Genomic DNA, 25,446 nt, shown 5'->3' on the forward strand with positions numbered 1-25,446 from the left:
ACAAAAAAGCCAACTAATTCGCAATACTTTGTGTATGAATTAGTTGGCTGATTTTGTAATATTTAATGAATGTCCCTTATTATTAGCAAATAGTCGAATGGTGTTGTTTCATTCCAATTAAATTTATTCTTTTACTTTAAATAACATCAAGAATGATAAAAGGACATACCGACATAGACATCTGGAATACCGGCTTTTTCATTAACGCAGATTATTTTTCCGATGATTTCATTATTTATAATAATACGGGAAAAGATCTTACCCGCAAGACTCTTGCCCATCCTTTCTTTCACAACAATTCATATAAAACGACCTATACTTCATTTATACTGTGCCTTTCCGGAACTTCTGAAATAGAAATAGACTCCATCAACTATTCTACTAAAGAGAATACATTACTAATGATGGTGCCTAATCAAATAATTAAATATAATGAAATAAGCGAGGATTACAAAGCACATCTCATCATGATATCTAATAAATATTTTGATACCCGAGATAATTTTTATAAAATGATGTCTCTTTTAATTCCTCTAAAAAATCATCCATGTGTCAATTTGAATATCGCGGAAACAGATTTATTGAAAACATATCATGTATTGCTTTACAAAAAAATCAGTGAAGAAAATAATCTGTTTCGTGATTTTACCATACAATATCTGATACAAGCTACTTTCTACGAAGTATGCCAGCTCCTACTAAAGCATCTGGAAATAAAAAAGAAAAAACTGCCGCATAAAGAAGACATATTCAAACAGTTTTTAAAACTGGTAGAAACCCATCATTATAAAGAAAGAGACATTTCTTTTTATGCTGAGAAGCTTTGTCTAACCCCTAAGTATTTATCTTCCATAATCCGGGATGTTAGCGGAGAACTGGCAGGAAACTGGATTGACAATTATGTAATTATTGAAGCAAAAGCCCTACTGATTTCTTCCAACCTTACCATTCAGGAGATTTGCTATAAACTGAATTTTTCTACTCCGTCCTCATTCACCCGTTTCTTTAAACGAATAACCGGCATGTCACCAAGAAAATTCAGAACACTAAAAGTTTTTCCCAACTTAATAGAATAAAAACATATAATATCTTGCCACCTGCCCTTATCTTCATGAATGAAGACAAGTACTTTTCCCACCTCGCCCGGTCTCTATTTGAACTTCAAATATCCTATGCGAGTATATTTTATTCCTTTGTTCTCATAATGAGAAAGAACTTTAGCCGATTTTAAATACAAACTTTCATGGACATTGATTTTTTTTGTATAACAGCTCAACATATCCGGTGACATACTGGAAGCCGCCGCCTTTATAATAAAAGTATAACGGTTGCCATCAGCATCAGCGGCAAGCACACTCTGGTCCACATAATATCCGGTTGTTTTGTATATGTCCAGTTGTAACCTTATCCCTAAGACTTCTAAACGCAAGTCGGATAGTTTTTCTCCCGGCTGACCGATAAAACGACTGCCAGCCGGCAAATGATGTTTTCTGATAACCGTTTCATAATGCACAGTAGCAAAAGCCTTCGCTAACATTGCCAGCTTCTTATCCCTAGGATTTCGGGCCTCAAATTTGTGTGCCAGCCAAAGTACATAGTTAGGATCAATGTAATAAACCTCCGCTAATCTTTTTCCACGATATTTTCCAAATGCGACTATATCCTCGGATATTCCATAATAAGGTTCAAAAAAAGTATTGTCTTTTACTTTCAGCAGGACGTTACAGTTCTGCAAATACTGAAAAGCACGTTCTGCCGCATCATTAAAAGTGACAGCCAGCGATTGAATAAACAAAGGGGAATAAATATTGTCCGGAAATATACGCCATAATGCATAATATGATCGGTAAGGGGTAGAAACACTGATTGCATAATATCCCGCATCTTCTCTACGGCCTTTATTGAAGTTATCTATTTTTTGGAAAACTCTCTCGGCCATAACATTAGTTATCTGATACAGAGTTACATCTCTATCCATAATTACCTCCTATCTTCATAAGGTAAAGATTTTCTTTTTGTAAATATAGTATTTTCTTACGAAACAGCAAGGGTTTTCACTATTTTTACATAAATTATTTTCCACAACACCAAGTAGAGAAAGCACCTTTTATAAAAGGTATATCAATAAAAAAAGTCTGTTTGCAAGGAAAAGCAAACAGACTTTTTTATTGATAAATCTTTCAATTATTCAAATATATTATCCAAACCTCCGGTTTCTTCTACCGAAGTTTCATCTATTAAGGTATCTTTGCAAGGGTCAAAGTCATCAGGAATATTGAATTTCTCATCCTGAGAATATCCCAAGCTCTTGTCTTTATAGACTTTCTGCATATAAAGTCCCCAAATAGGAAGCGCCATAGCAGCCCCCTGCCCGTCTACCATCGTATCAAAATGAATATCACGTTCTTCACCGCCTACCCATACACCGGACACCAATGAGGGAGTGAATCCCATAAACCAACCGTCAGAGTTACGGTTGGTTGTACCTGTCTTCCCCCCCATATCAGCAGTAATGCCATACAGACGGCGTACACGTCCACCGGTACCCTCATTAACGACCGCACGCAACATAACCAGCATTTTGTAAGCACTGGTCTCACTAATCACCTCATCCATTTGCGGAGTGAAATTCGCTAATACATTACCTTCATTATCCTCAATACGGGTTACAAATACTGGTGCTGTACGGATACCTCGGTTTGCGAATGCTGAATAAGCGCTGACCATCTCCCCTACAGAAATTTCACAAGGTCCCAGACAGAGTGATACTACGGGGTCTATCTGTTTGTTCTGCACACCGAATGAATGAATCAGACGAACCAACTGATAAGGATTAAGTTTCCCCATCAAATAAGCCGTTACCCAATTATCCGAATTAGCCAATCCCCATTTGATAGTTACCATTTCTCCATAACGCTTTTTGCTGGCATTACGTGGTGACCATGGACGCCCGTTCTCATCTATCAATGTCTGCTCTACGTGACGCACCTGATCACAGGGAGAGAAACCGTTCTCCATAGCCAAAGTATACACATAAGGTTTAATAGTAGAACCTACTTGGCGACGCCCCACCATCGCCATATCATATTGGAAATAATTATAGTTAGGACCACCCACATACGCCTTCACATGACCTGTCAAGGGATCCATAGACATAAATCCCGCCCTAAGGAAGAATTTATAATATTTCAAAGAATCCATCGGAGTCATAATGGTATCCTTCTCTCCCTCGTAAGAAAATACAGACATTTCGTATTTAGTATTAAACGCTTTCTTTATTTCCGCTTCCGAGCATCCGGCTTCTTTCATAATACGATAACGATCAGTCTGTTTCATAGCCCTGGTCATGATGGTATTCACCTCCTCCTCTGTCAACTGATTAGTAAACGGAGCTGTTTTCTTTTTCCGTTTTTCCTTGAAGAAACGAGGTTGCAAGTATTGCGCCACATGTTCATAAACAGCCTCTTCCGCATATTTCTGCATACGTGAATCAATAGTGGTATAGATCTTAAGACCGTCTGTATAAATATTGTAGTTGGTACCGTCTTTCTTCTTGTTTTTAGCACACCAGCCGAAAAGCGGATTCGTTTTCCATGCCAATGAATCTTCATAATATTTCTGCATCTGCCATCCGCGATAATCACTTTTCTTCGGCTCCTTGGCTGTCATTACTCCACGCAGATATTCACGGAAGTAAGTTGCCAAACCTTCTTTATGATCCACACGACGATATTTTAAGACGAGAGGCAACGCCTTTAATGAATCAGTTTCCGCATCAGTCAGGTATCCCGCCTTCCGCATCTGGCCAAGCACCACATTACGCCGTCCACGTGAACGTTCATTAAAACGTTTCGGATTATAAAGAGACGGATTCTTACACATACCAACCAAAGTAGCCGCTTCCTCAATGCTCAAATCTTTCGGTTCTTTCGAGAAGTAAGTATTGGCAGCTGTTTTGATACCCACTGCATTATTCAAGAAATCGAACTTATTAAGATACATAGTCAGAATCTCTTCCTTTGTATAATAGCGTTCCAACTGAACAGCTATTACCCATTCAATGGGCTTCTGCAACAGACGTTCCATCACATTATCTGCCGTAGGTGAATAGAATTGTTTTGCCAACTGCTGGGTTATGGTACTACCCCCACCGGCATTCTTCTGCATCATCACTCCCCGTTTCACCAAAGCACGGACAAACGCACGGGCATCAATGCCGGAATGTTCTGCAAAACGTTCATCTTCGGTAGCAATCAGCGCACGAATCAGATTCGATGAAAGCTGGTCATAACCTACAAAAACACGATTCTCCTTACTAAGTGACCAAGTACCCAGCATCTTGCCGTCATCGGATATAATCTCGGTTGCAAACTTTAAATTCGGATTTTCCAATTCCTCAATAGGCGGTACATATCCAATCCATCCTTTCGCTATTGCGGTGAATATAAGCGCTATAACTAACAGTACGCCGACTACAAGAGCCCAAAGCACGTATATAAATTTCTTCCTCATGACATTTTCTAGTAATTAACGGTACAAAAGTAAGGAAAAACTTTGAGATAGAATGTGTTTCTAACAAAGTTCAACGAAATATCTTTTAATTCTTCGCTCATTTATTTTTTTTTCATACCTTTACACTCCGTATAAATTGTAATTATAAATACAAGCCAATATGGAAAATAGAAGTTTAGTTACTATTGCCGAACACTCGAAAGAGAAAATCCTCTACCTTTTGGAGATGGCAAAAGAGTTTGAAAAGAAGCCTAACCGTAAAATCTTGGACGGCAAAGTTGTTGCCACCCTTTTCTTTGAGCCCTCCACCCGTACACGACTCAGTTTTGAAACCGCTGCAAACAGACTGGGAGCCCGCGTTATCGGATTTACCGATCCCAAAGTAACCAGTTCTTCAAAAGGAGAAACATTGAAAGATACCATCATGATGGTAAGCAATTACGCCGACATCATCGTAATGCGCCATTTTCTGGAAGGTGCCGCAAGATATGCCAGCGAAGTCGCCCCGGTGCCCATTGTCAATGCCGGAGACGGAGCCAACCAACATCCGTCACAAACCATGCTAGACCTCTACTCCATATACAAAACACAGGGAACGCTTGAAAATTTAAACATCTATCTAGTAGGCGACTTGAAATACGGACGAACTGTTCATTCTTTGCTGATGGCTATGCGTCATTTCAACCCCACTTTCCATTTCATCGCTCCGGAAGAGTTGAAAATGCCTGAAGAATATAAAATCTACTGCAAGGAGCACCATATTAAATACAAAGAGTACACAGACTTTAACGAAGAAACCATTGCTGACGCCGACATTCTTTACATGACCCGTGTACAACGCGAACGTTTCACCGACCTGATGGAATATGAACGTGTGAAAGATGTATATATATTAAGGAATAAGATGCTGGAGCATACCCGCCCCAATCTGCGTATCCTGCACCCTCTGCCCCGCGTCAACGAAATAGCTTACGATGTGGATGAGAATCCGAAAGCTTACTATTTCCAACAGGCACAAAACGGACTTTATGCGCGCCAGGCCATCCTTTGTGATGTATTGGGCATAACCTTGAATGATGTTATAGAAGATGCAAAAAAGTAAAAACAAAAATGAAGATGAGCGATAATAAACAAGCATTGCAGGTAGCCGCTTTGAAAAACGGCACTGTTATAGACCATATACCTTCCGATAAATTGTTTACTGTAGTCGCCCTATTGGGCTTGCAGGATTCTGACTCTAACATAACCATCGGAAACAACTTCGAGAGCAAAAAATTAGGCAAAAAAGGAATTATAAAAGTGGCCGACCGCTTTTTTACTGATGAGGAAATAAGCCGCCTTTCTGTAGTAGCCCCGAATGTAAAACTGAACATTATCCGTGACTATGAGGTGGTAGAGAAGAAACAAGTCCTGATGCCTGAGGAATTACGTGGCATCGTAAAATGCGCCAATCCCAAATGTATCACCAACAATGAGCCAATGACCACCCTGTTTCATGTAATTGACAAAGAACATGGAATCTTGAAATGTCATTACTGCGAAAAGGAACAAAGTAAAGAAGGTATCAAACTACTGTAATGAATATGAAACAAGACTGGAAACCGGGAACTATGATTTACCCTCTTCCGGCCCTACTGGTAAGTTGCGGAAGTACGGAAGAAGAATATAACATTATCACAGTGGCATGGGCAGGTACTATTTGTACCAACCCCGCCATGTGTTATATATCCGTGCGTCCGGAACGCCATTCCTATCCCATTCTGAAACGGAATATGGAATTCGTCATCAACCTTACTACCAAAAGCATGGCGTTCGCTACCGACTGGTGCGGAGTGCGTTCGGGCAAAGATTATAATAAATTTGAAGAAATGAAGCTGACCCCGGGAAAAGCAAAAATAGTCAGTGCTCCCATCATCGAAGAATCCCCACTCTGTATAGAATGCAGAGTAAAGGAAATCATCTCACTAGGATCTCATGATATGTTCATAGCCGATGTGGTAAATGTAAAAGCCGACGATAAATACCTGAATGCGGAAACAGGAAAATTCGAATTATCCGAAGCCAACCCGTTAGTCTATGTTCATGGCGGATATTTTGAACTAGGACCGAAAATCGGGAAGTTTGGCTGGTCTGTAGAAAAGAACAGATCACAGACCAAGGAAAAATCCTAAAAATATCTCATGAAGAAACTCCTTTTATTAATCGCTTTATTACTTCCTGCCCTGTTCGTTACAGCACAAGGAATAAAGAATGGTCTGAAAGAGGAACCTAAGATCAATGTGGGAATAAAAGGAGGCTTCAACTCTTCCATGTATTTTACCAGTCGGTTAGAACTAGATGGAGAACGAATGGAAGATGTGCAAAATAATTATAAAGTAGGCTATTTTGCCGCCATGTTTTTTCGGGTGCACATGAAAAGGCATTTCATCCAACCCGAAATTATGTATAATATTTATAAAGGTGAAATAGCTTTCAATAAAAATCAAAATAAAGAAAACACCCTTCCCGAGCTTGCTAAACTGAACAGCACGATTCACTCTTTGGAGCTACCTATATTATATGGTTATAGTTTTGTAAAAAGCAGGCCTTACGGCATGGCACTTTTTATCGGTCCCAAACTGGAATATGTATGGAAACATAAGACTTCCGAAGAGTTTGAAGGATTTGGATATTCTGGTATAAAAGAAGAATTACACCCCATTAATATAAGTTCTGTTATCGGATTAGGAGTAAATATTGCTAATATATTCTTTGATTTCCGGTATGAAATCGGACTCACCAATATCTCCAAATCAATCATTTATGAAAAAGACACAAATGGAATAATATCCCAAGAAAAAGGTATCTTCATTAACCGGCACCGCAATGTACTAAGTTTCTCGCTAGGAGTTATTTTCTAAAGTAGGAAGCTTTCTCTAAGTAGATATCATAATGCCACATTTATATCCTTTTCTTTCCTCAAAACGCCCTTATCTTCAACTCTTTCAGCAGCTTCAGACCTTACTACACGACAAAAAGAAAGTCATATATCTTTTTTCCGTAACCTCACCAAATATTTTCCTCTAAATAATTTCCTTATATTCTAAAATTACTTAACTTTGTGAACTCAGAATCGAATATCGCACATAAACTTATTATAAAAAGAAATGAAAAGAGACGATTTGATTTTCGACATTATCGAAAAAGAGCATCAACGCCAGCTCAAAGGTATCGAGCTGATCGCATCCGAAAACTTTGTTAGTGACCAAGTAATGCAAGCCATGGGTTCTTGCCTTACCAACAAGTATGCTGAAGGGTATCCCGGCAAGCGCTACTATGGCGGTTGCGAAGTGGTAGACCAGAGCGAACAAATCGCTATCGACAGACTGAAACAAATATTTGGAGCAGAATGGGCTAATGTACAACCTCACTCCGGAGCACAGGCTAATGCTGCTGTATTTCTGGCCGTTTTGAATCCGGGTGATAAATTTATGGGATTAAATTTGGCCCATGGTGGTCACTTGTCACATGGTTCATTGGTAAACACATCCGGAATTATTTATACTCCGTGTGAATACAACCTGAACAAAGAAACAGGTCGTGTAGATTACGATCAGATGGAAGAAATCGCATTACGTGAAAAACCCAAAATGATTATCGGTGGCGGTTCTGCATATTCTCGCGAGTGGGACTACAAACGTATGCGTGAAATCGCAGATAAAGTGGGAGCCATCCTGATGATTGATATGGCCCACCCTGCCGGACTGATTGCTGCCGGACTGTTGGACAACCCGGTTAAATATGCTCATATCGTCACTTCAACAACCCATAAAACCCTTCGTGGCCCTCGTGGCGGTGTCATCATGATGGGTAAAGACTTCCCTAACCCATGGGGCAAGAAAACTCCAAAAGGTGAAATCAAGATGATGTCACAACTTTTGGATTCTGCTGTATTCCCTGGTATACAAGGTGGCCCGTTGGAACATGTCATCGCAGCCAAAGCTGTTGCATTCGGTGAATGTTTACAGCCGGAATACAAAGAATATCAAACACAAGTAAAAAAGAATGCAGCCGTATTGGCACAGGCTTTGATTGACCGTGGCTTTACGATCGTTTCCGGTGGTACAGACAACCACTCCATGCTGGTAGACCTGCGTACCAAATACCCTGATCTGACAGGCAAAGTAGCAGAAAAAGCATTGGTTGCTGCTGATATCACTGTAAACAAGAACATGGTCCCATTTGACAGCCGTTCTGCTTTCCAAACTTCAGGTATCCGTTTGGGAACTCCCGCTATCACAACTCGCGGAGCAAAAGAAGACTTGATGTTGGAAATCGCCGAAATGATTGAGACAGTTCTTTCAAACGTAGACAATGAAGAAGTAATTGCACAAGTTCGTGCACGCGTAAACGAAACAATGAAGAAATATCCTATTTTCGCTTACTAATCAACGACTTCTATCAATATACTCATAAAAGACTTTGGAGTTTTTGAAAAAGCTTTATCCTTCTTCAAGAACTTCAAAGTTTTTTATGAAACATCCAGACCATTTAAAAAGAGTAATAGAAAAGTATTTTTATCAGCATTCCCCACAGAAATCAGTATAAATTTCTACCTTTGCAGACAATTTATCCGTTAATGACGAATGAAAGGAACTAAGAATCTGACTCAAGGCCCTATCCTAAAGCAATTGTTTACTTTGGCAATGCCCATTATGGCTACTTCATTCATACAAATGGCATATAGTCTGACCGACATGGCTTGGGTAGGAAGAATAGGAAGTGAGGCAATAGCCGCCGTAGGTTCGGTAGGAATTCTTACATGGATGTCCACATCTATCTCTCTTCTGAACAAAGTAGGTTCGGAAGTCAGCGTAGGACAAGCCATCGGGGCACAAAACGAGCAAGCTGCCCGTGCGTTCGCATCACATAATCTTACCTTGTCCTTACTTATATCATTGAGCTGGGGAGCATTGTTATTTATCTTTGCCACCCCTATTATCAGTATCTATGAACTAGAACCTCATATAGCCAAGATGGCTGTGGAATATCTACGGATTATAGCAACCGCCTTTCCATTCGTCTTTTTATCAGCTGCCTTTACAGGGATATTCAATGCCGCCGGACGAAGCAAAATACCTTTTTCCATTAACGGTATCGGACTGATTACAAATATAATACTGGATCCTATCTTTATCTTTGGTTTAAGCTGGGGAACTACGGGAGCAGCAATTGCCACTTGGCTGGCCGAAGCTACGGTATGCATACTGTTTATCTATCAATTGAAACAAAAGAAAATATTATGGGATGATTTTCGGTTATTTACTAAACTGAAAAAACAATATACACGCCACATTTTGAAAATAGGATTACCAGTAGCGGCACTCAATACATTATTCGCTTTCGTCAATATGTTTCTCGGAAGAACCGCCACAGAACAAGGTGGTCATTTAGGGCTGATGGCACTCACCACCGGAGGACAAATCGAAGCTATCACCTGGAACACCTCCCAAGGCTTTTCTACAGCTCTCAGTGCCTTTGTAGCTCAGAATTATGCAGCGCGGCAAATCTCCCGTGTGCTGAAAGCCTATCGCACCACTTTATGGATGACATTTATATTCGGATCTTTCTGCACATTCCTTTTTATATGTTATGGAAACGAAATATTTTCTATCTTTGTTCCTGAAAAAGCAGCTTACGAAACCGGTGGTGTCTTTCTACGTATTGACGGATACTCGCAACTATTTATGATGCTGGAAATTACCATACAGGGCGTATTTTATGGAATGGGGCGCACCATGCCTCCTGCCGTAATCAGCGTCACCTGTAACTATCTGCGCATCCCGATGGCACTGTTGTTTGTATCATGGGGCTGGGGTTTGCCGGGTATTTGGTGGAGCATAAGCATCACTAGCACTATGAAAGGAATTATTTGTCTGATCTGGTTTATGCTTATCAAGAAGAAAGCTTTAAATTATCAGGCCGTTTAATGAACAATTTTTGCATTAAGTCATTAATATATTAAAATGAACATGATTATGAAAAAGACTAAAATTATGGCTTTATTACTGAGTGCTACATTAGTATTCAGTGGATGTGGTAACATGAATAATACCGCTAAAGGCGGTCTGATCGGCGGTGGCGGCGGTGCAGCTTTGGGAGCAATTATCGGCGGAATAGCCGGACATGGTAAAGGTGCGGCTATTGGTGCGGCAGTAGGTGCGGCAGTAGGTACAGGTGCCGGTGTATTAATTGGGAAAAAAATGGATAAAGCAGCAGAAGAAGCTGCTCAAATCCAAGGAGCGCAGGTAGAACAAGTAACAGATAACAATGGCCTTCAGGCTGTAAAAGTTACTTTTGATTCCGGTATTCTCTTCAATACAGGAAATGCAGCCTTGAGTGCACAAGCGAAATCAGCCTTGAGTAAGTTTGCAAACAACGTATTGAACCAGAACAGAGATATGGATGTATCCATTTATGGATATACAGACAACCAGGGCTGGAGAAACAGTACAGCTGAACAAAGTATCCAAAAAAACCTCAATCTGTCACAAGAACGCGCTCAAAGTGTGGCTAGTTATCTGTTGGGTTGCGGTGTAAGTAATTCCCAGATCAAGTCCGTAGAAGGCTTAGGTCAAGCAGATCCGATAGGTAATAATGACACAGCCGAGGGACGCCAGCAGAACCGTCGTGTAGAAGTATATATGTATGCCAGCCAACAGATGATTCAGCAAGCGGAAGCAGGAACACTGAAATGATATCAATGACGTTATTGTAGAGCGTATCCAATACGCCCGAACCAACGGTCACAACATTGGAATAACATATAAAATAAACCAATTTCGGACAGGTTATTTCTGCCCGAAATTGGTTTTAATACACAAGCATGAAAAAAAAGATTTTAAAATTCATCCGCAATCTGCTGCTTTTTTTCTTTGGTTCTTCCATTCTCGCAGTTATCGTTTTACGATTTATTCCGGTTTACTTTACCCCGTTGATGTTTATCCGTACTACCCAGCAAATCATTCATGGAGAAGATATAAAGTGGAAACACTCTTGGCTACCTAAAGAAAACATATCCCCTCATCTGTCTATGGCTGTTATTGCCTCTGAAGACAATCGCTTTGCCGAGCATAATGGTTTTGACTTCAAAGAAATAGAGAAAGCCTTAAAAGAAAACAAGAACCGAAAACGCCCTCGAGGTGCCAGTACTATCAGCCAACAGACAGCCAAAAACATTTTCTTGTGGCCTGCTTCTTCTTGGATCAGGAAAGGACTTGAAGTGTATTTCACCACCTTGATAGAACTATTTTGGAACAAGGAACGGATTATGGAAGTCTATCTGAACTCTATAGAAATGGGAAATGGTATCTATGGTGCCGAAGCAGTAGCTCGTGAACACTTTCACAAGAATGCCAGCAAACTGACACCGGAAGAATGCGCACTAATTGCAGCCAGCCTTCCCAATCCTCGCAAATTCAATTCAAGCAGACCTGGCAACTACATGCTTAAAAGACAAAAGAAGATACTTTATCTTATGAAATGCGTCCCTACATTTCCGCCCAAACAAGATACGTCCTCTACGGTTTCAAAGAAGAAAAAGAAATAACCCGCACCCCCGTGTGGGCTTTCTTATTTTTAGAGTATTCAAAGAGAGTCTGAGAATCTAGAATAACTTTCTTCATGACCGATGAAGCATGAAGCAAATGCAATTTACCATCCACCCAACAGGCAAATCCTGTATGCACCACATCCAGCCCTTTTATATTGGTAGTAATCGCTATGATATCCCCATTCTTTATGTCCAACTCCTCAGAAGAAACGTTCAGACTTGTTTTAGGAATATAAGAAACAGGAACATTTTTCCATTTTCTCTCTATTTCAATCATCTGGGATATCATGGAAGGATTATTTTTCAACCGATGATAATTGTCAGAGTGTGTGGACATAAAATCCAAATTCAAGATTTGTGATACAGCAAGCCCTAATTCCCCTGTACGTTCATGTACAATTCCTTTCTGTTCGTTATCCTTAATCCAATCACTGAAGTAATGTAAACGCGAGACATAACCGGCTTGTTTTCCATTCCGATAGCGGATACACAGCAACGCTTTTTTGTAACTTTCAAAGTCACTTTTCCCATACTTGTCAGCGAGACTCAATGCAAGTACTGTTTCAACTAATGTGGTACAATCCACCTTATCCAAATGAACAACTAATCTCTCTTCATCTGTCCCATCCAATGTATTCGCTACGTATGGAACCCCTAATAGATTTTGGGCAAAAAACAATATCCTACAACTATCGGCCGGCAACCGGGCAGCTTTTTGAAGCAGACTCTCGACTTTTATACTGTCATTTTCTGATGCTGAAACGATACAAGGCATTATTCCTAAAATCATTCCCAGCAACCACGGATACAGCTTTCTCATATATTTTTTCTTATCTACCTGTTTTTTCTGCATGGCAACAAAGATAACACATAACTGAATGAATGCAAATTTTAAAAGAATGAAAAGATAAAAACATCCGCCATGACAAATTCAACACTTGCCATAGCGGATAAAAAAGCTATATAGCACCTTTAAATCATGCAGTAAACTCTGTTCTTTCCAAATAAGCTATAACATCACCTTTATTAACTACAGCTCCTTGTTGGGCGCAAACTTCTACAATACGTCCTGTAAAATTAGCAAAAATCTTTTCATACTCTCCCCACGGAGTGGAAATATAACAGAACACTTCATCATGCTGGTATTTCCGTCCGACAAACGGTGCCATAGAAGGACCTTCCACGGAAACTTCCCATAAAATCTGCCCCTTATCCGGTGCAATAATAGGATCTGCCTTAGCACGCTTATATTTTCGGATCGTTTCCTCATCGAAGCCACTTTTTACCATAGCCGCATCCTGAGCACGTTGTAAATCATCCATAAAACGTTTCTTGGCTACACCCGATTTATAATCACGGTATTGCCGGTCATGCATAGCCAGTTCAAACAACTCTTCCTCATCCTCACCATATTCCCATCCATTATCATCCATCTCCTTACGGTACTTGTCCAGCTCATCAGGATAGTTCACCTGAGGATCTTCATCAGTGAATTCGTAGCCTTTACTTTTCGCCAGTTCGATTATTTCAGGAGCCAACGCACCCGGCAATTTTCCACTTTTTCCCAAAATCATATCCCATGTATGGTTATCAATCATCGTCCATCTCTCCTCTCCCTTCACCAATTGCATAACATTCATCAAAGCCACATTCTTCACATATTGGCTAAACGGTGTTACTAAAGGTGGATATCCCAATTTCGGCCATACGTATTCCACTTCTTCAAACAGCATCACTACCAAATCATCCAAACTCATAGGTTCCTTTCCCTGTCCTTTCAGAATCAGATTGATGCCCGAATGCACCCCTTTCAGATCGGCCATCATTGAACCCATCATGCCACCGGGAAGTCCACATCCCAGCAGCAAGGAAGACATATGTTTGTTGGTAGGATCAATAAAATATCCCAAAAAATCATCAATAAATTCCTGCGTCATGCTACGCGCTTTCATATAAGCCTTCATATTGATTTCAGGTACCTGAAAACCTGCATTTTTCAACATAGCCTGTACAGAAATTACGTCAGGATGCACTTTTCCCCATGACAACGGCTCCATAGCGACATCAATGATATCCGCACCATTCTCACAAACTTCCAAAATAGATGCCATAGATAACCCAGGACCGGAATGTCCATGATATTGTACAATGACTTCAGGATGTTTATCTTTGATATTTCTCACCAACTGCCCCAACATTTCAGGACGGCCGATACCTGCCATATCTTTCAAACAGATTTCGGGTGCCCCCGCTTCTATTAACTGGTCGGCAATATAAGAATAATAATCCACCGTATGTACAGGAGAATAAGTGATGCAAAGAGTGGCTTGAGGAATCATCCCCGCTTCTTTAGCATATTTTATGGAAGGAATAATATTACGAACTTCATTCAAACCACAAAAAATACGAGTAATATCCACTCCTTGCGCATGTTTTACCCTATACATCAACCGACGTACATCAGCTGGAACAGGATACATTCGCAATGCATTTAAACCACGGTCCAACATATGCGTCTGAATACCCGCCTCACGTAAAGGCTTGGTAAATGTACGCACTGCCTTGTTAGGATTCTCACCATATAGCAAGTTCACTTGTTCAAAAGCACCTCCATTAGTTTCGACTCGGGCAAAACACCCCATTTCAACGATTAGAGGAGCAATTTTGGCTAACTGATCAGCTCTGGGCTGGTACTTCCCTGATGACTGCCACATATCGCGGTAGACCAAACTGAATTTGATTTCTTTTTTCATAATTATTACTTGATTTAAAGGTGTCTTGTCCTTTTGCAAATATAACAAATGAATAAAAATAAAGTTAATATTCGAAGCTGTTTTTTAGCTTCCAAAAACATGTTTAATATCATATTGTAAACCAACAAAAACAAAAAAGGCAGAGCAAAAGAATTTCACTCTACCTTTTTGATAATTTTCCCCCTTGGATTATACAAAATCACGGAGCTGTCCCTGCAAGCGTTGTCTGGTAAAAAAAATTCTGCTTTTTACAGTACCCAACGGCAATCCCAGCTTTTCGGCAATCTCACGATATTTAAATCCCGACACATGCATAGCGAATGGAATACGGTATTCTTTAGGAAGCAAACCGACTATACGATGTATTTCTTTCATGTCATAAGCTCCCTCGGTACTATCAAAGCCGGAATCCTGAGGCATACTTAAATGGTAGAGATTGTCTGTATGGTCCACAAATGTCTGGTCACGCACTATTTTCCTATAATTGTTTATAAAGATGTTACGCATAATGGTATACATCCATCCCTTAAAGTTTGTATCGGGGATATACTTGTCTTCATTATCCAGCGCTTTCAATGAAGTTTCTTGTAGCAGGTCATTAGCCTCCTCACGGTCGGCTGTGAGTTTGTATGCAAACCGAAGTAATTCTTCTTGCACACCCAGCAGGTTCTTTTTAAAACTAACGCTATTCATAAGTCTTTCAGTTTAGGTTCATATTCTTTTTCCATGCTCTCGGTAATGCAAGGATAGCGCATTTTAAATAGGTGTCAAAGAAAAAACTATCAAAATAGGGGGTAAAAACCGTCATTTATCAGTTTTTACCCCCTGTTTTGATAGTTTTCAGGTGCTATTTAGCGTTGTTCCCCCTTTAAAATTGGTAAACAGATACTATATTTAACAGCTAAAATACGCGCCAAAAACACAGTACTACCTCCTATTATCTGGCAAATAAAGGCTTCCAGACCAAACAGATCACATATCCAATAGGCCAATCCCCCCACCACACAGGCCATTGCATAAATTTCTTTACGAAAAATAAGCGGAATTTCATTAATAAAAACATCGCGGAGCACACCACCTGCGGCCCCAGTGATACTACCCATGATTATAGCTACCCAAAAAGGATATCCGAGAGCAATACTTTTGCCTACTCCCACTACTGTAAATAGTGCCAGACCGATGCTGTCGAACAGGAAAAAAGTGTTATGCATATGAATCAGATACTTGCCGAAAGCAATTACCCAAAACAATGCAAGTCCTGTACATATTAAATATATAGGGTCGGTCATCCAACCCGGAGTCACATCTAGAAGCACATCACGGATAGTACCTCCTCCGATAGCCGTTGCCAAACCCACTACATATGCACCAAACCAGTCAAACTGTTTGGCAGACGCCAATCTGATACCACTGATGGCAAAGGCAAACGTGCCTATAAAATCTAAAACTTGAACAAATGTTAGCATAATGGTTGTTATTTGTCTGCAAAGTAACGAATAAATTCGATAAGAAAATGTATTTTTGTGTTCAGAAAATAGCTTAAAATAAGATGAAAGTAACAATTATCGCAGGTGCACGTCCCAATTTCATGAAAATTGCCCCATTAATGCGTGCTATCAAGGCTGCAAAGGCAGCAGGAAAAAATATCACTGCCCGTCTGGTCTACACAGGTTCGGACGAAGATAAAAGTTTGGAACCTTCTCTGTTTACAGACCTGGATATGCCGCGTCCCGATGTATATCTGCATGTAGATAATACAGATTTTTTCCAGCGAATGGCAGGTATATTGGTAGCTTTCGCCCGCGAACTGGAACAGCATCCTGCACAGGTAGTACTTGTAGTGGATGACCTGACTCCTACTATGGCGTGCTCTATCGTAGCTAAAAAGAAAGGGATAAAAGTCGCTCATCTAGTGGCCGGAACCCGCTCTTTCGATATGGATATGCCAAAGGAAGTGAACAGCATGATAACAGATGGCTTGTCCGATTATCTGTTCACGGCCGGAATGGTAGCCAACCGCAATCTGAATCAAACAGGAACCGAACAGGCACATGTACATTTTGTAGGAAACATCCTGATTGATACGCTGCGTTATAACCGTACCCGTTTACAGCGCCCGGTAGCGTTCTCCATTATGGGACTGAAAGAAAAAGAATACCTCTTGCTAACATTGAACAAACATTCATTGCTAAACAAGGACACAACACTGAAAGCCATCTTCCGCACTATACTGGAAAAAACAGACAAGCCGATCGTGGCGCCGCTCCATACATATGTAAAAAACAAGCTGTCTGCTTTAGGAATTACTTCCGAAAGGTTATATATATTACCACCGCAACCTTATTTGTCATTCGGATATTTAGTGAACCATGCCTGGGGTATCATTACAGATTCGGGCAATGTAGCGGAAGAAGCTACTTTTTTAGGAATCCCCTGCATGACATTAAGCACGTATGCAGAACATCCCGAAACAGTGACAATCGGCACAAACCGGCTGGTGGGGGAAAGCTCTGAAATCCTGGCAGACGTCCTTGACATTCTGAATAAAGGAGAATGGCAGAAGGGACATTTGCCGGAACGTTGGGATGGACACGCTGCAGAAAGAATTGTACAAACATTGCTGGGTGAACATAAATAAAATGGAGAACCAATAAAAACACGGATGCCGCAGAATATCAAATTCTACGGCATCCGTGTTTTTATTGGTTCTCCATCGATATCGCTTACACTCTCCTTTCTTACCAAGTATAATTCAAACCAAAACTAAGCAATTCCTGCAACTGGAAATAACTCTTGTTATCTTCTGTCAGTGTCACACCGTCATCATAACGCGCATGAACAAACAACTTAGTAGACAAATAACGGTTCAACACAAAATTAAATGTATTTTCCCAACTGGCAATTACGGTGTCATAAGTTGTAAAGTACTCCAATTTAGACTCCCACACAATACTGGGGATAATTGTCCAAGTCAGATTACCTGTAAATTTCGAACCGAAGAGATTCGCTGTTTTATGCCCCGGATCCACATTAAAAGCACCCGGATCAGTTATCTTATCATTGCTGATATACATAAAAGTATACGCCAGTGGAGATCCCAACAAAGACAATGAATAATTCTTCTTATTCTGCTTAAAGTCCATACCGAGGGTTATATCCAATTGGGCGGGAGACAGAAAATTAGAAATCATATCATTCGTATTCGTCTTATAATTTCCAAAGAACTGAGTCTTGAACTCGCCCGCCAAAGTATAATACCAGTTTTTGAAGGCTTTTACACCCAGTTTACTGCTTAAACGAAGCAAGTCGGCATTCGTCTTATACTTATGCACTGTATCTGACGGTGCTGTAACAAAACCCAATTTTATTTCCAGCTTATTTTCAAACTCTATACGCTGGCGGTCATCAAAATTAGCTTCCAGCACTAAGCCGGACAACAGCGCATTAGTACTTTCACCACCTTTATACCAGTTATCTGAAATATAATGTTGTGTGAACTGAACATACCCATTCCCCTTATGCGTCCAAAAGTTAGGGCGTACCACCAACAATTCATTATCCGTAGTCAAGCTTTCCACCGGTGTTTCCGGTTGAAGGAAACTTTTGATTCTCTCTTTCCTTGGTCTTTTTACTATCTGATTATTTTCCAGTGGTTTCAAATCAGCCAAATAAAGTTCGTTATTCACCAATCTGCCCGGATATTGCAAATAATAATTCCTTAATATATTATTCGACCAACGGTCGGCAGCGGCCAAGGTTTCCAAATCGGGCAGTTGATATATAGCTGCAGATGCAGAGTCACGCTTTCCCATATATAGCGAATCGACAGCTGTCATTATTTTCGTATCCGGACTCCATTTTATTTCAAAAATTTCTTTTATAGGAGCTTCATAATAAGTGGGCGGAACAAACAACTTATAAAAAGCCGGATTAGGACGTACCCGCCGGGGCGCCGGAATATTCAAATCATCCCACAGCCTGAAATAAGCAAAATAAGATGCGCTTAATGCAGACAATGAATCAGAATAGGCTTTCACAGCCGGATTTTCTTTCGTCTTGGCTATTTTCTGTGCCGGCACTTCTTCCATACAGAATACAGCAAGTATTATAGCCAAACATATACTTTTTCTCATACTAATTTTAGTTTTGTGCAAAAGTACACTTAATTTTCCTTTTCCCCAAAAACTGTTTCCTTTATATAATAACGAATGATAAATTCAGTTTCATCAAATGATTTTTTAAAGCATATCCGACAATATTGAAAAAGATTTTGTAATTTTGCAACTTTGATAAATATTGCGATTTTGATAATTAAGAAAATAACATTTAAAAATATTAAGTCGTGGGAGAAACTAAGTATATCTTCGTAACTGGTGGTGTTGCCTCCTCATTAGGTAAAGGTATTATTTCATCATCAATAGGTAAATTACTGCAAGCCAGAGGCTATAATGTAACAATTCAGAAGTTCGATCCGTATATCAATATTGATCCGGGAACTTTGAATCCTTATGAACATGGTGAATGTTATGTAACGGTAGACGGACACGAAGCCGACCTCGATTTGGGACATTACGAACGTTTTTTGGGCATCCAGACAACTAAAGCCAATAACATTACAACAGGACGTATTTACAAAAGTGTTATTGACAAAGAACGCCGTGGTGACTATTTGGGAAAGACTATTCAGGTTATCCCCCATATCACCGATGAGATCAAACGCAATGTAAAATTATTGGGAAGCAAATATAAATTTGATTTTGTCATTACCGAAATCGGTGGTACCGTAGGTGATATTGAATCACTTCCTTATTTGGAAAGTATCCGCCAATTGAAATGGGAAATGGGACGTAATGCGTTGTGCGTACACCTTACTTATGTTCCTTATCTGGCTGCAGCAGGCGAATTGAAGACCAAACCTACCCAGCACTCTGTAAAAGAGCTGCAATCTGTTGGTATTCAACCAGATGTATTGGTATTGCGTACCGAGCACGAATTGAGCACAAACTTGAAAAAGAAAGTTGCTCTGTTCTGTAACGTAGATGAAAATGCTGTGGTGCAGTCTATCGATATGCCCACCATTTATGAAGTACCTTTGCGTATGCAAGAGCAGGGACTGGATGTAACCATTCTCCAAAAGATGGGATTGCCCGTGGGTGAAACTCCAACCCTCGGTCCATGGAGAGATTTTCTAGATCGCCGTCATAAGGCAACTGAGAAAGTAAAAATTGGATTGGTTGGTAAATACGATTTGCAAGACGCTTATAAATCTATCCTTGAAGCCTTGTCACAAGCCGCCACTTACAATGACCGCAAAGCGGATATCCACTTCATAAACAGCGAGAAACTGACAGATGCTAATGTAGAAGAGCAGATTAAGGATATGGATGGTATCATCATCTGCCCGGGATTCGGACAACGTGGCATAGAAGGTAAGTTCGTTGCTATCAAATATGCACGTACACACAATGTACCGACTTTTGGTATCTGTCTAGGTATGCAGTGCATGGCTATTGAGTTTGCCCGTAACGTGCTAGGTTATACAGATGCCAACAGCCGCGAAATGGATGAAAAAACGCCACACAACGTGATAGACATTATGGAAGAACAGAAAGCTATCACCAATATGGGCGGCACTATGCGCCTGGGAGCCTATGAATGTATCCTTGACCAACACTCAAAGACTTTTGAAGCCTATAAAAGCGAACACATACAGGAACGCCACCGTCACCGCTACGAATTCAATAATGACTATAAGCAGGAGTACGAAAAGGCGGGTATGAAATGCGTGGGTATCAATCCGGAATCCGATTTAGTGGAAATAATTGAAATCCCGACATTAAAATGGTTCATCGGAGTACAGTTCCATCCCGAGTACAGCAGTACAGTATTGAAACCACATCCTTTATTCCTGTCATTTATCAAAGCGGCAATAGACAAATAAGAAACGAGAATTATAATATAATAAGGTAAACAAGTAAAAATGGACAAAAACACTTTAGTGGGATTCGCCCTGATTGGTGCAGTTGTGATAGGCTTCAGCATCTACAACCGTCCTAGCCAGGAAGAAATGGCACGTGCCAAACATTATCAGGATTCCATTCAGGCGATAGCCCAAAAAGAGGCCGAACGACTGGCACAGGCTGCCACGGCACAGAGTCAGAATGCAACATTGCATTTAGACTCTACCTCTATGTTCTATGGCGCAAACCAAGGTACGGAACAGCTAACGACACTGGAAAATAATGTAGTAAAACTGACTTTCACCAATAAAGGTGGACGGGTGTGCGCAGCCATATTAAAAGATTATAACGGACAGGACGGCAAGCCTTTGATGCTGTTTGATGAAAAAGATTCGGGCATGAATTTCGCTTTCGAAGGAAAGAATGAAAATATTTTGACCGAGGATATGTATTTCCAACCTACCAACGTAACAGACAGCACTGTAACTATGCGTTTGGCAGCAAACAATGGAGGCTATATAGATTTCGATTACAAACTTTTACCGGATGCTTACATGGTGAATTTCACTATTCGCGCAAACGGCATGCAGAATTTCTTCCCTCCTGCCCTGAACACAGTCAATATAAACTGGCGTCAACGGGCACGCCAGCTTGAAAAAGGTTTCAGCTTCGAACAGCGCTATACTTCGCTCACCTACAAACCGGTAGAAAAAAGTTCAGACTATCTGAACGAAATGAAAGAAGCAAAAGAAGATGTTACCGACCGTTTGGATTGGATTGCTTTCAAGAATCAGTTCTTCTCAAGCGTACTTATTGCCGATCAAGATTTTGATAAAGCTTCCCTAACCTCTACCCCCCAACAGGAAGGAAGCGGATATATGAAGAACTATACCGCGGACATGACAACTTTCTTTGATCCTACCGGAAAGCAGCCTACCGATATGCAGTTCTACTTCGGTCCGAACCATTTCAAGACTTTGCTGAACAGCAATGATCTAAGCCTTTCCCAAAAAGATTTGGAACTGGAAGACCTGGTTTATTTGGGCTGGCCCATTATCCGCTGGGTAAACCGCTGGTTCACTATTAATTTGTTTGATTGGCTCTCAGGGTGGGGACTGAGCATGGGTGTCGTATTGCTGCTGATGACGATTATCGTCAAAGTGTTAGTTTATCCGGCTACCTACAAATCATATATGTCCTCTGCCAAGATGCGCGTCCTGAAACCCTACATCAACGAGATCAACGCAAAATATCCCAAGAAAGAAGATGCTTTGAAAAAGCAGCAGGAAACGATGGCACTTTACAGCAAATACGGAGTAAGCCCTATGGGAGGTTGCTTGCCTATGCTGATCCAAATGCCGGTATTCATGGCTTTATTCTTCTTCGTGCCTAACGCTATTGAGTTGCGCCAACAAAGTTTCTTATGGGCCCCGGACTTGTCCACTTATGATGATATTATCAACTGGGGAACCAACATTCCTCTGCTGGGCAATCATTTAAGCCTCTTCTGTTTGCTGTTCAGTATCACCAATATTCTGAACACCATGTACACCATGAAGCAGCAGGATATGGGACAACAGCAAATGCCGGGTATGAAACTAATGATGTATATCATGCCAGTCATGTTTATTTTCATCTTCAACGGTTATTCATCCGGCTTGAACTACTATTACTTCATTTCCGGACTGATTGGTATCCTCACCATGGTGATTCTGCGCAAAACAACTGATGAAAAGAAACTCCTTGCCATGTTGGAAGCCCGAAAAGAAAAGAAGAGCCAAAAGAATGGCGGCAAACCGGGTGGCGGACTGATGGCTAAACTGGAAGCTTTACAAAAGGAGCAGGAACGACTGCAACAAGAAAGAATGAATAAAGGGAAAAAATAACGGGTTTACACTTCCTTAAAAAAACAGCGAAGACCGGCATATATAAAAAAACAGCGGTCTTTGCTGTTTTTTTATATATGCCGGTTACCTCTATATTTGCTCTTCTTTGCAAAGACACCCTTCCACAGACACACAAAGAAACAAAACAAATATGCAGGAACATTTCACATCACCGGCTTTTATACGTATTTTTGCAGTCAGTTAATCATCAAAAACAATTTTTAGATATGAATAAATCAAGCGCAACCATCATGGCAGCAGCACTTATGCTAGCTTCTTCCTGTACCGAAGTGAAACAGGAAGGACAGGGCTACGAGCCCATTATAGGCAAGCAAGAAATCACCATCAAAGACGGTCGTCTTACCCCCGAAGCCCTGTGGGCAATGGGACGCATAGGCAGTCTGAGTATTTCCCCCGATGGCAAACAGATAGCCTACACCGTAGCCTATTATAGTGTTCCCGAAAACAAAAGCCATCATGTAATTTACGTAATGGATGCCGATGGAAAGAACAACACCCTGCTTACTCAAACAGCATGGAATGAAAGCGAGCCTCAATGGATAAAAGGCGGAACAAAAATCGCATTCTTATGCAATGAAAGTGGTGGCAGTCAAATTTGGGAGATGAATCCTGACGGTACGGAACGCCGTATCATTTCCGATTTCAAAGGAAACATAGAAGGATTCTCTTTTTCACCGGATGGCAAAAAGATTCTTTTCATCTCACAAATAAAATACGGCCAACGCACTGTGGACCTCTACCCTGACCTACCCAAAGCCAGCGGTATCATTGTAAACGACCTGATGTATAAACATTGGGATGAATGGGTAGAAAGTATTCCACATCCTTTTATCGCTGATTTTGATGGTAACATGATGGGAGCAGCCACCGATATCATGGAAGGTGAGCCGTTTGAAGCTCCAATGAAACCTTTCGGAGGTATCGAGCAGCTGGCTTGGAGCAACGACTCTAAACAAATAGCTTACACCAGCCGGAAAAAGCAAGGATTGGCATACGCAGTATCTACCGACTCGGATATATACCTTTATAATATAGAAAAAGGCACAACACTGAACCTGTGCAAACCGAATGGAAAAGATTCGAATGGAACAGATGAAATGAAAGGATATGACACCAATCCTAAATTCAGCCCCAACGGCAAATACATTGCATGGCAAAGCATGGAGCGCGATGGTTACGAAAGTGACCGGAACCGCCTGTGCATCTACAATTTAGATGACGGTCAAAAGACATTTGTTACCGAAAGTTTTGAATCAGGCGTAGATGACTATTGCTGGAACAATGATTCGCAAAGTCTGTACTTTGTCGGTGTATGGCATGGAACCAGCATGGTATACAGTGCCAATCTGAATGGTGATATAAAAAAACTGACTGATGGCATGTATGACTACGGATCAGTAGCCATGGCAGGCGATAAAATAATTACCAAACGTCACTCTATCAGTGCCGCCGATGAAATCTACACCCTCACTCCTGCCGACGGGCAAGTGGCGCAACTCTCACACGAGAATGATCACATCTTTAAACAGCTGAATTTGGGCAAAGTGGAGGAAAGATGGACCAAAACTACCGATGGCAAGCAAATGCTTTCATGGGTGATCTATCCCGTCAATTTTGACGCAAACAAGAAGTATCCTACTTTATTATTCTGTGAAGGTGGCCCGCAAAGTCCCGTTAGCCAATTCTGGAGCTACCGCTGGAACTTCCAGATTATGGCAGCCAACGATTATATTATCATCGCTCCGAATCGTCGCGGTCTACCTGGATTCGGCATGGAATGGTTGGAACAAATTAGCGGTGACTATGGAGGTCAATGCATGAAAGACTATTTGTCAGCCATAGATGATATTTCAAAAGAACCATATGTAGATACTAATCGTTTGGGATGCGTAGGTGCCAGCTTCGGCGGATTCTCCGTCTATTGGCTGGCGGGACACCATGACAAACGTTTTAAAGCATTTATCGCACACGATGGTATATTCAATATGGAGCAGCAATATCTGGAAACAGAAGAAATGTGGTTCGCCAACTGGGATATGGGTGGTGCATATTGGGACAAAAACAATGTAACGGCACAACGTACCTTTGCCAACTCTCCCCATCGTTTCGTTGATAAATGGGACACTCCCATTCTCTGCATTCACGGTGAAAAGGATTATAGAATTCTTGCTTCACAAGGTATGTCGGCGTTCAATGCAGCTGTATTGCGCGGTGTTCCGGCCGAACTTTTATTATATCCGGATGAGAATCATTGGGTATTGAAACCGCAAAATGGGGTGTTATGGCAACGCACTTTCTTTAGTTGGTTAGATAAATGGCTCAAATAACGCCTAAATTACCGCAATATTATCCGTTATTAGAACTATATAGTATAATTTTCAATTTTTGTGTTACCTTTGTAATGTCAAACAAAAAATGAACATTAAGTGATATTTGTTAAGCTACCTTTTATTAGGTGAGTAAACAATAGCTTGTGAAAGTAGTTGTTTACAGTGTTAGTATATAAATAACTTTTTATTCCCCGTGCTTTGTGAGCGCACAAAGCTGGATGATTACAAAATAATAAAGTGATTATTTTTTCGTGATACCGGCTTGTGATAAGTCGGTATCATTTTTTATTCCAGCAAACCAACATCATACTCATTATTATGGCTCAGCGGAAATTTCTGGTTGTTAAGTTTTAAAATTAGCTACCTTTGCTTACCTTTGTTTTATGAAACCCG

20 protein-coding genes are annotated in these 25,446 nt (G+C 40.7%); 13 read left to right on the forward strand and 7 right to left on the reverse strand.

Going from position 1 to position 25,446, the window contains the following annotated elements; translation table 11 throughout:
• Positions 1-152: 152 nt before the first annotated feature.
• A complete protein-coding gene (locus RE317_RS20220) occupies positions 153-1,076 on the forward strand; it encodes an AraC family transcriptional regulator (RefSeq protein ID WP_005852548.1) in 924 nt (307 codons plus the stop codon).
• Between the two features lie 74 nt (positions 1,077-1,150).
• Here the strand turns inward: RE317_RS20220 and RE317_RS20225 are convergent, their stop codons facing one another.
• Together RE317_RS20225 and RE317_RS20230 are read right to left on the reverse strand one after the other, a co-directional pair.
• Positions 1,151-1,978 (reverse strand): hypothetical protein, encoded by an 828-nt coding sequence (locus tag RE317_RS20225; protein ID WP_005852550.1) that lies wholly within the window; start codon positions 1,976-1,978, stop codon positions 1,151-1,153.
• Positions 1,979-2,184: 206 nt separating this feature from the next.
• Positions 2,185-4,512, reverse strand: coding sequence for a transglycosylase domain-containing protein (locus RE317_RS20230; RefSeq protein ID WP_005852552.1), 2,328 nt, complete (start codon positions 4,510-4,512; stop codon positions 2,185-2,187).
• A gap of 160 nt (positions 4,513-4,672) precedes the next feature.
• Here RE317_RS20230 and pyrB point away from each other — a divergent pair, with 160 nt between their 5' ends.
• The 8 genes from pyrB to mtgA all read left to right on the forward strand — a co-directional run bounded on the left by pyrB (position 4,673) and on the right by mtgA (position 12,100).
• On the forward strand, positions 4,673-5,614 hold the full coding sequence (pyrB, locus tag RE317_RS20235; RefSeq protein ID WP_005842002.1) for an aspartate carbamoyltransferase: 942 nt from the start codon (positions 4,673-4,675) through the stop codon (positions 5,612-5,614).
• Positions 5,615-5,622: 8 nt separating this feature from the next.
• Positions 5,623-6,090, forward strand: coding sequence for an aspartate carbamoyltransferase regulatory subunit (pyrI, locus tag RE317_RS20240; protein WP_005841999.1), 468 nt, complete (start codon positions 5,623-5,625; stop codon positions 6,088-6,090).
• A gap of 5 nt (positions 6,091-6,095) precedes the next feature.
• Positions 6,096-6,683: a flavin reductase family protein gene (locus RE317_RS20245; protein WP_005852554.1), complete on the forward strand. Its 588-nt coding sequence runs from the start codon at positions 6,096-6,098 to the stop codon at positions 6,681-6,683.
• Positions 6,684-6,692: 9 nt separating this feature from the next.
• Positions 6,693-7,412: a porin family protein gene (locus RE317_RS20250; RefSeq protein ID WP_008668964.1), complete on the forward strand. Its 720-nt coding sequence runs from the start codon at positions 6,693-6,695 to the stop codon at positions 7,410-7,412.
• 246 nt (positions 7,413-7,658) lie between these two features.
• Positions 7,659-8,939, forward strand: a complete 1,281-nt coding sequence (gene glyA, locus RE317_RS20255) for a serine hydroxymethyltransferase (protein WP_005841993.1) — start codon at positions 7,659-7,661, stop codon at positions 8,937-8,939.
• Between the two features lie 198 nt (positions 8,940-9,137).
• Complete coding sequence (locus tag RE317_RS20260) at positions 9,138-10,481, forward strand: MATE family efflux transporter (protein WP_005841989.1); 1,344 nt, start codon at positions 9,138-9,140, stop codon at positions 10,479-10,481.
• A 48-nt stretch (positions 10,482-10,529) separates the two neighbouring features.
• Complete coding sequence (locus tag RE317_RS20265; protein ID WP_005852557.1) at positions 10,530-11,249, forward strand: OmpA family protein; 720 nt, start codon at positions 10,530-10,532, stop codon at positions 11,247-11,249.
• A 128-nt stretch (positions 11,250-11,377) separates the two neighbouring features.
• The gene (gene mtgA / locus RE317_RS20270) at positions 11,378-12,100 is read left to right on the forward strand and encodes a monofunctional biosynthetic peptidoglycan transglycosylase (protein WP_005841984.1); all 723 of its coding nucleotides are present in this window, start codon (positions 11,378-11,380) and stop codon (positions 12,098-12,100) included.
• On the opposite strand, the gene RE317_RS20275 is transcribed toward mtgA, so the two are convergent.
• The 4 genes from RE317_RS20275 to RE317_RS20290 form a co-directional block, all read right to left on the reverse strand.
• The gene (locus tag RE317_RS20275; RefSeq protein WP_005841982.1) at positions 12,072-12,956 is read right to left on the reverse strand and encodes an N-acetylmuramoyl-L-alanine amidase-like domain-containing protein; all 885 of its coding nucleotides are present in this window, start codon (positions 12,954-12,956) and stop codon (positions 12,072-12,074) included. The genes mtgA and RE317_RS20275 overlap by 29 nt on opposite strands.
• A gap of 124 nt (positions 12,957-13,080) precedes the next feature.
• A complete protein-coding gene (locus RE317_RS20280; RefSeq protein ID WP_008668959.1) occupies positions 13,081-14,856 on the reverse strand; it encodes a biotin/lipoyl-binding protein in 1,776 nt (591 codons plus the stop codon).
• A gap of 189 nt (positions 14,857-15,045) precedes the next feature.
• Positions 15,046-15,549: an RNA polymerase sigma factor gene (locus RE317_RS20285; RefSeq protein WP_005841977.1), complete on the reverse strand. Its 504-nt coding sequence runs from the start codon at positions 15,547-15,549 to the stop codon at positions 15,046-15,048.
• A gap of 158 nt (positions 15,550-15,707) precedes the next feature.
• On the reverse strand, positions 15,708-16,322 hold the full coding sequence (locus tag RE317_RS20290; RefSeq protein WP_005841975.1) for a trimeric intracellular cation channel family protein: 615 nt from the start codon (positions 16,320-16,322) through the stop codon (positions 15,708-15,710).
• Positions 16,323-16,405: 83 nt separating this feature from the next.
• On the opposite strand from RE317_RS20290, the gene RE317_RS20295 reads away from it, so the two are divergent.
• On the forward strand, positions 16,406-17,494 hold the full coding sequence (locus RE317_RS20295) for a UDP-N-acetyl glucosamine 2-epimerase (RefSeq protein ID WP_008668957.1): 1,089 nt from the start codon (positions 16,406-16,408) through the stop codon (positions 17,492-17,494).
• Positions 17,495-17,594: 100 nt separating this feature from the next.
• Here RE317_RS20295 and RE317_RS20300 read toward each other — a convergent pair whose 3' ends face one another.
• The gene (locus RE317_RS20300; RefSeq protein ID WP_008668955.1) at positions 17,595-18,989 is read right to left on the reverse strand and encodes a DUF3078 domain-containing protein; all 1,395 of its coding nucleotides are present in this window, start codon (positions 18,987-18,989) and stop codon (positions 17,595-17,597) included.
• A 209-nt stretch (positions 18,990-19,198) separates the two neighbouring features.
• Between RE317_RS20300 and RE317_RS20305 the strand changes: the two genes are divergently transcribed.
• From RE317_RS20305 to RE317_RS20315, 3 genes are all read left to right on the forward strand, one after another.
• Positions 19,199-20,797, forward strand: a complete 1,599-nt coding sequence (locus tag RE317_RS20305; RefSeq protein ID WP_005840023.1) for a CTP synthase — start codon at positions 19,199-19,201, stop codon at positions 20,795-20,797.
• Positions 20,798-20,836: 39 nt separating this feature from the next.
• On the forward strand, positions 20,837-22,702 hold the full coding sequence (gene yidC, locus RE317_RS20310) for a membrane protein insertase YidC (RefSeq protein ID WP_005840021.1): 1,866 nt from the start codon (positions 20,837-20,839) through the stop codon (positions 22,700-22,702).
• A 227-nt stretch (positions 22,703-22,929) separates the two neighbouring features.
• Positions 22,930-25,050: a S9 family peptidase gene (locus RE317_RS20315; protein WP_005852570.1), complete on the forward strand. Its 2,121-nt coding sequence runs from the start codon at positions 22,930-22,932 to the stop codon at positions 25,048-25,050.
• Positions 25,051-25,446: the final 396 nt, after the last annotated feature.

The organism is Phocaeicola sp. GP0067 (assembly GCF_031119655.1).
Taxonomy (GTDB): Bacteria; Bacteroidota; Bacteroidia; order Bacteroidales; family Bacteroidaceae; genus Phocaeicola; species Phocaeicola vulgatus.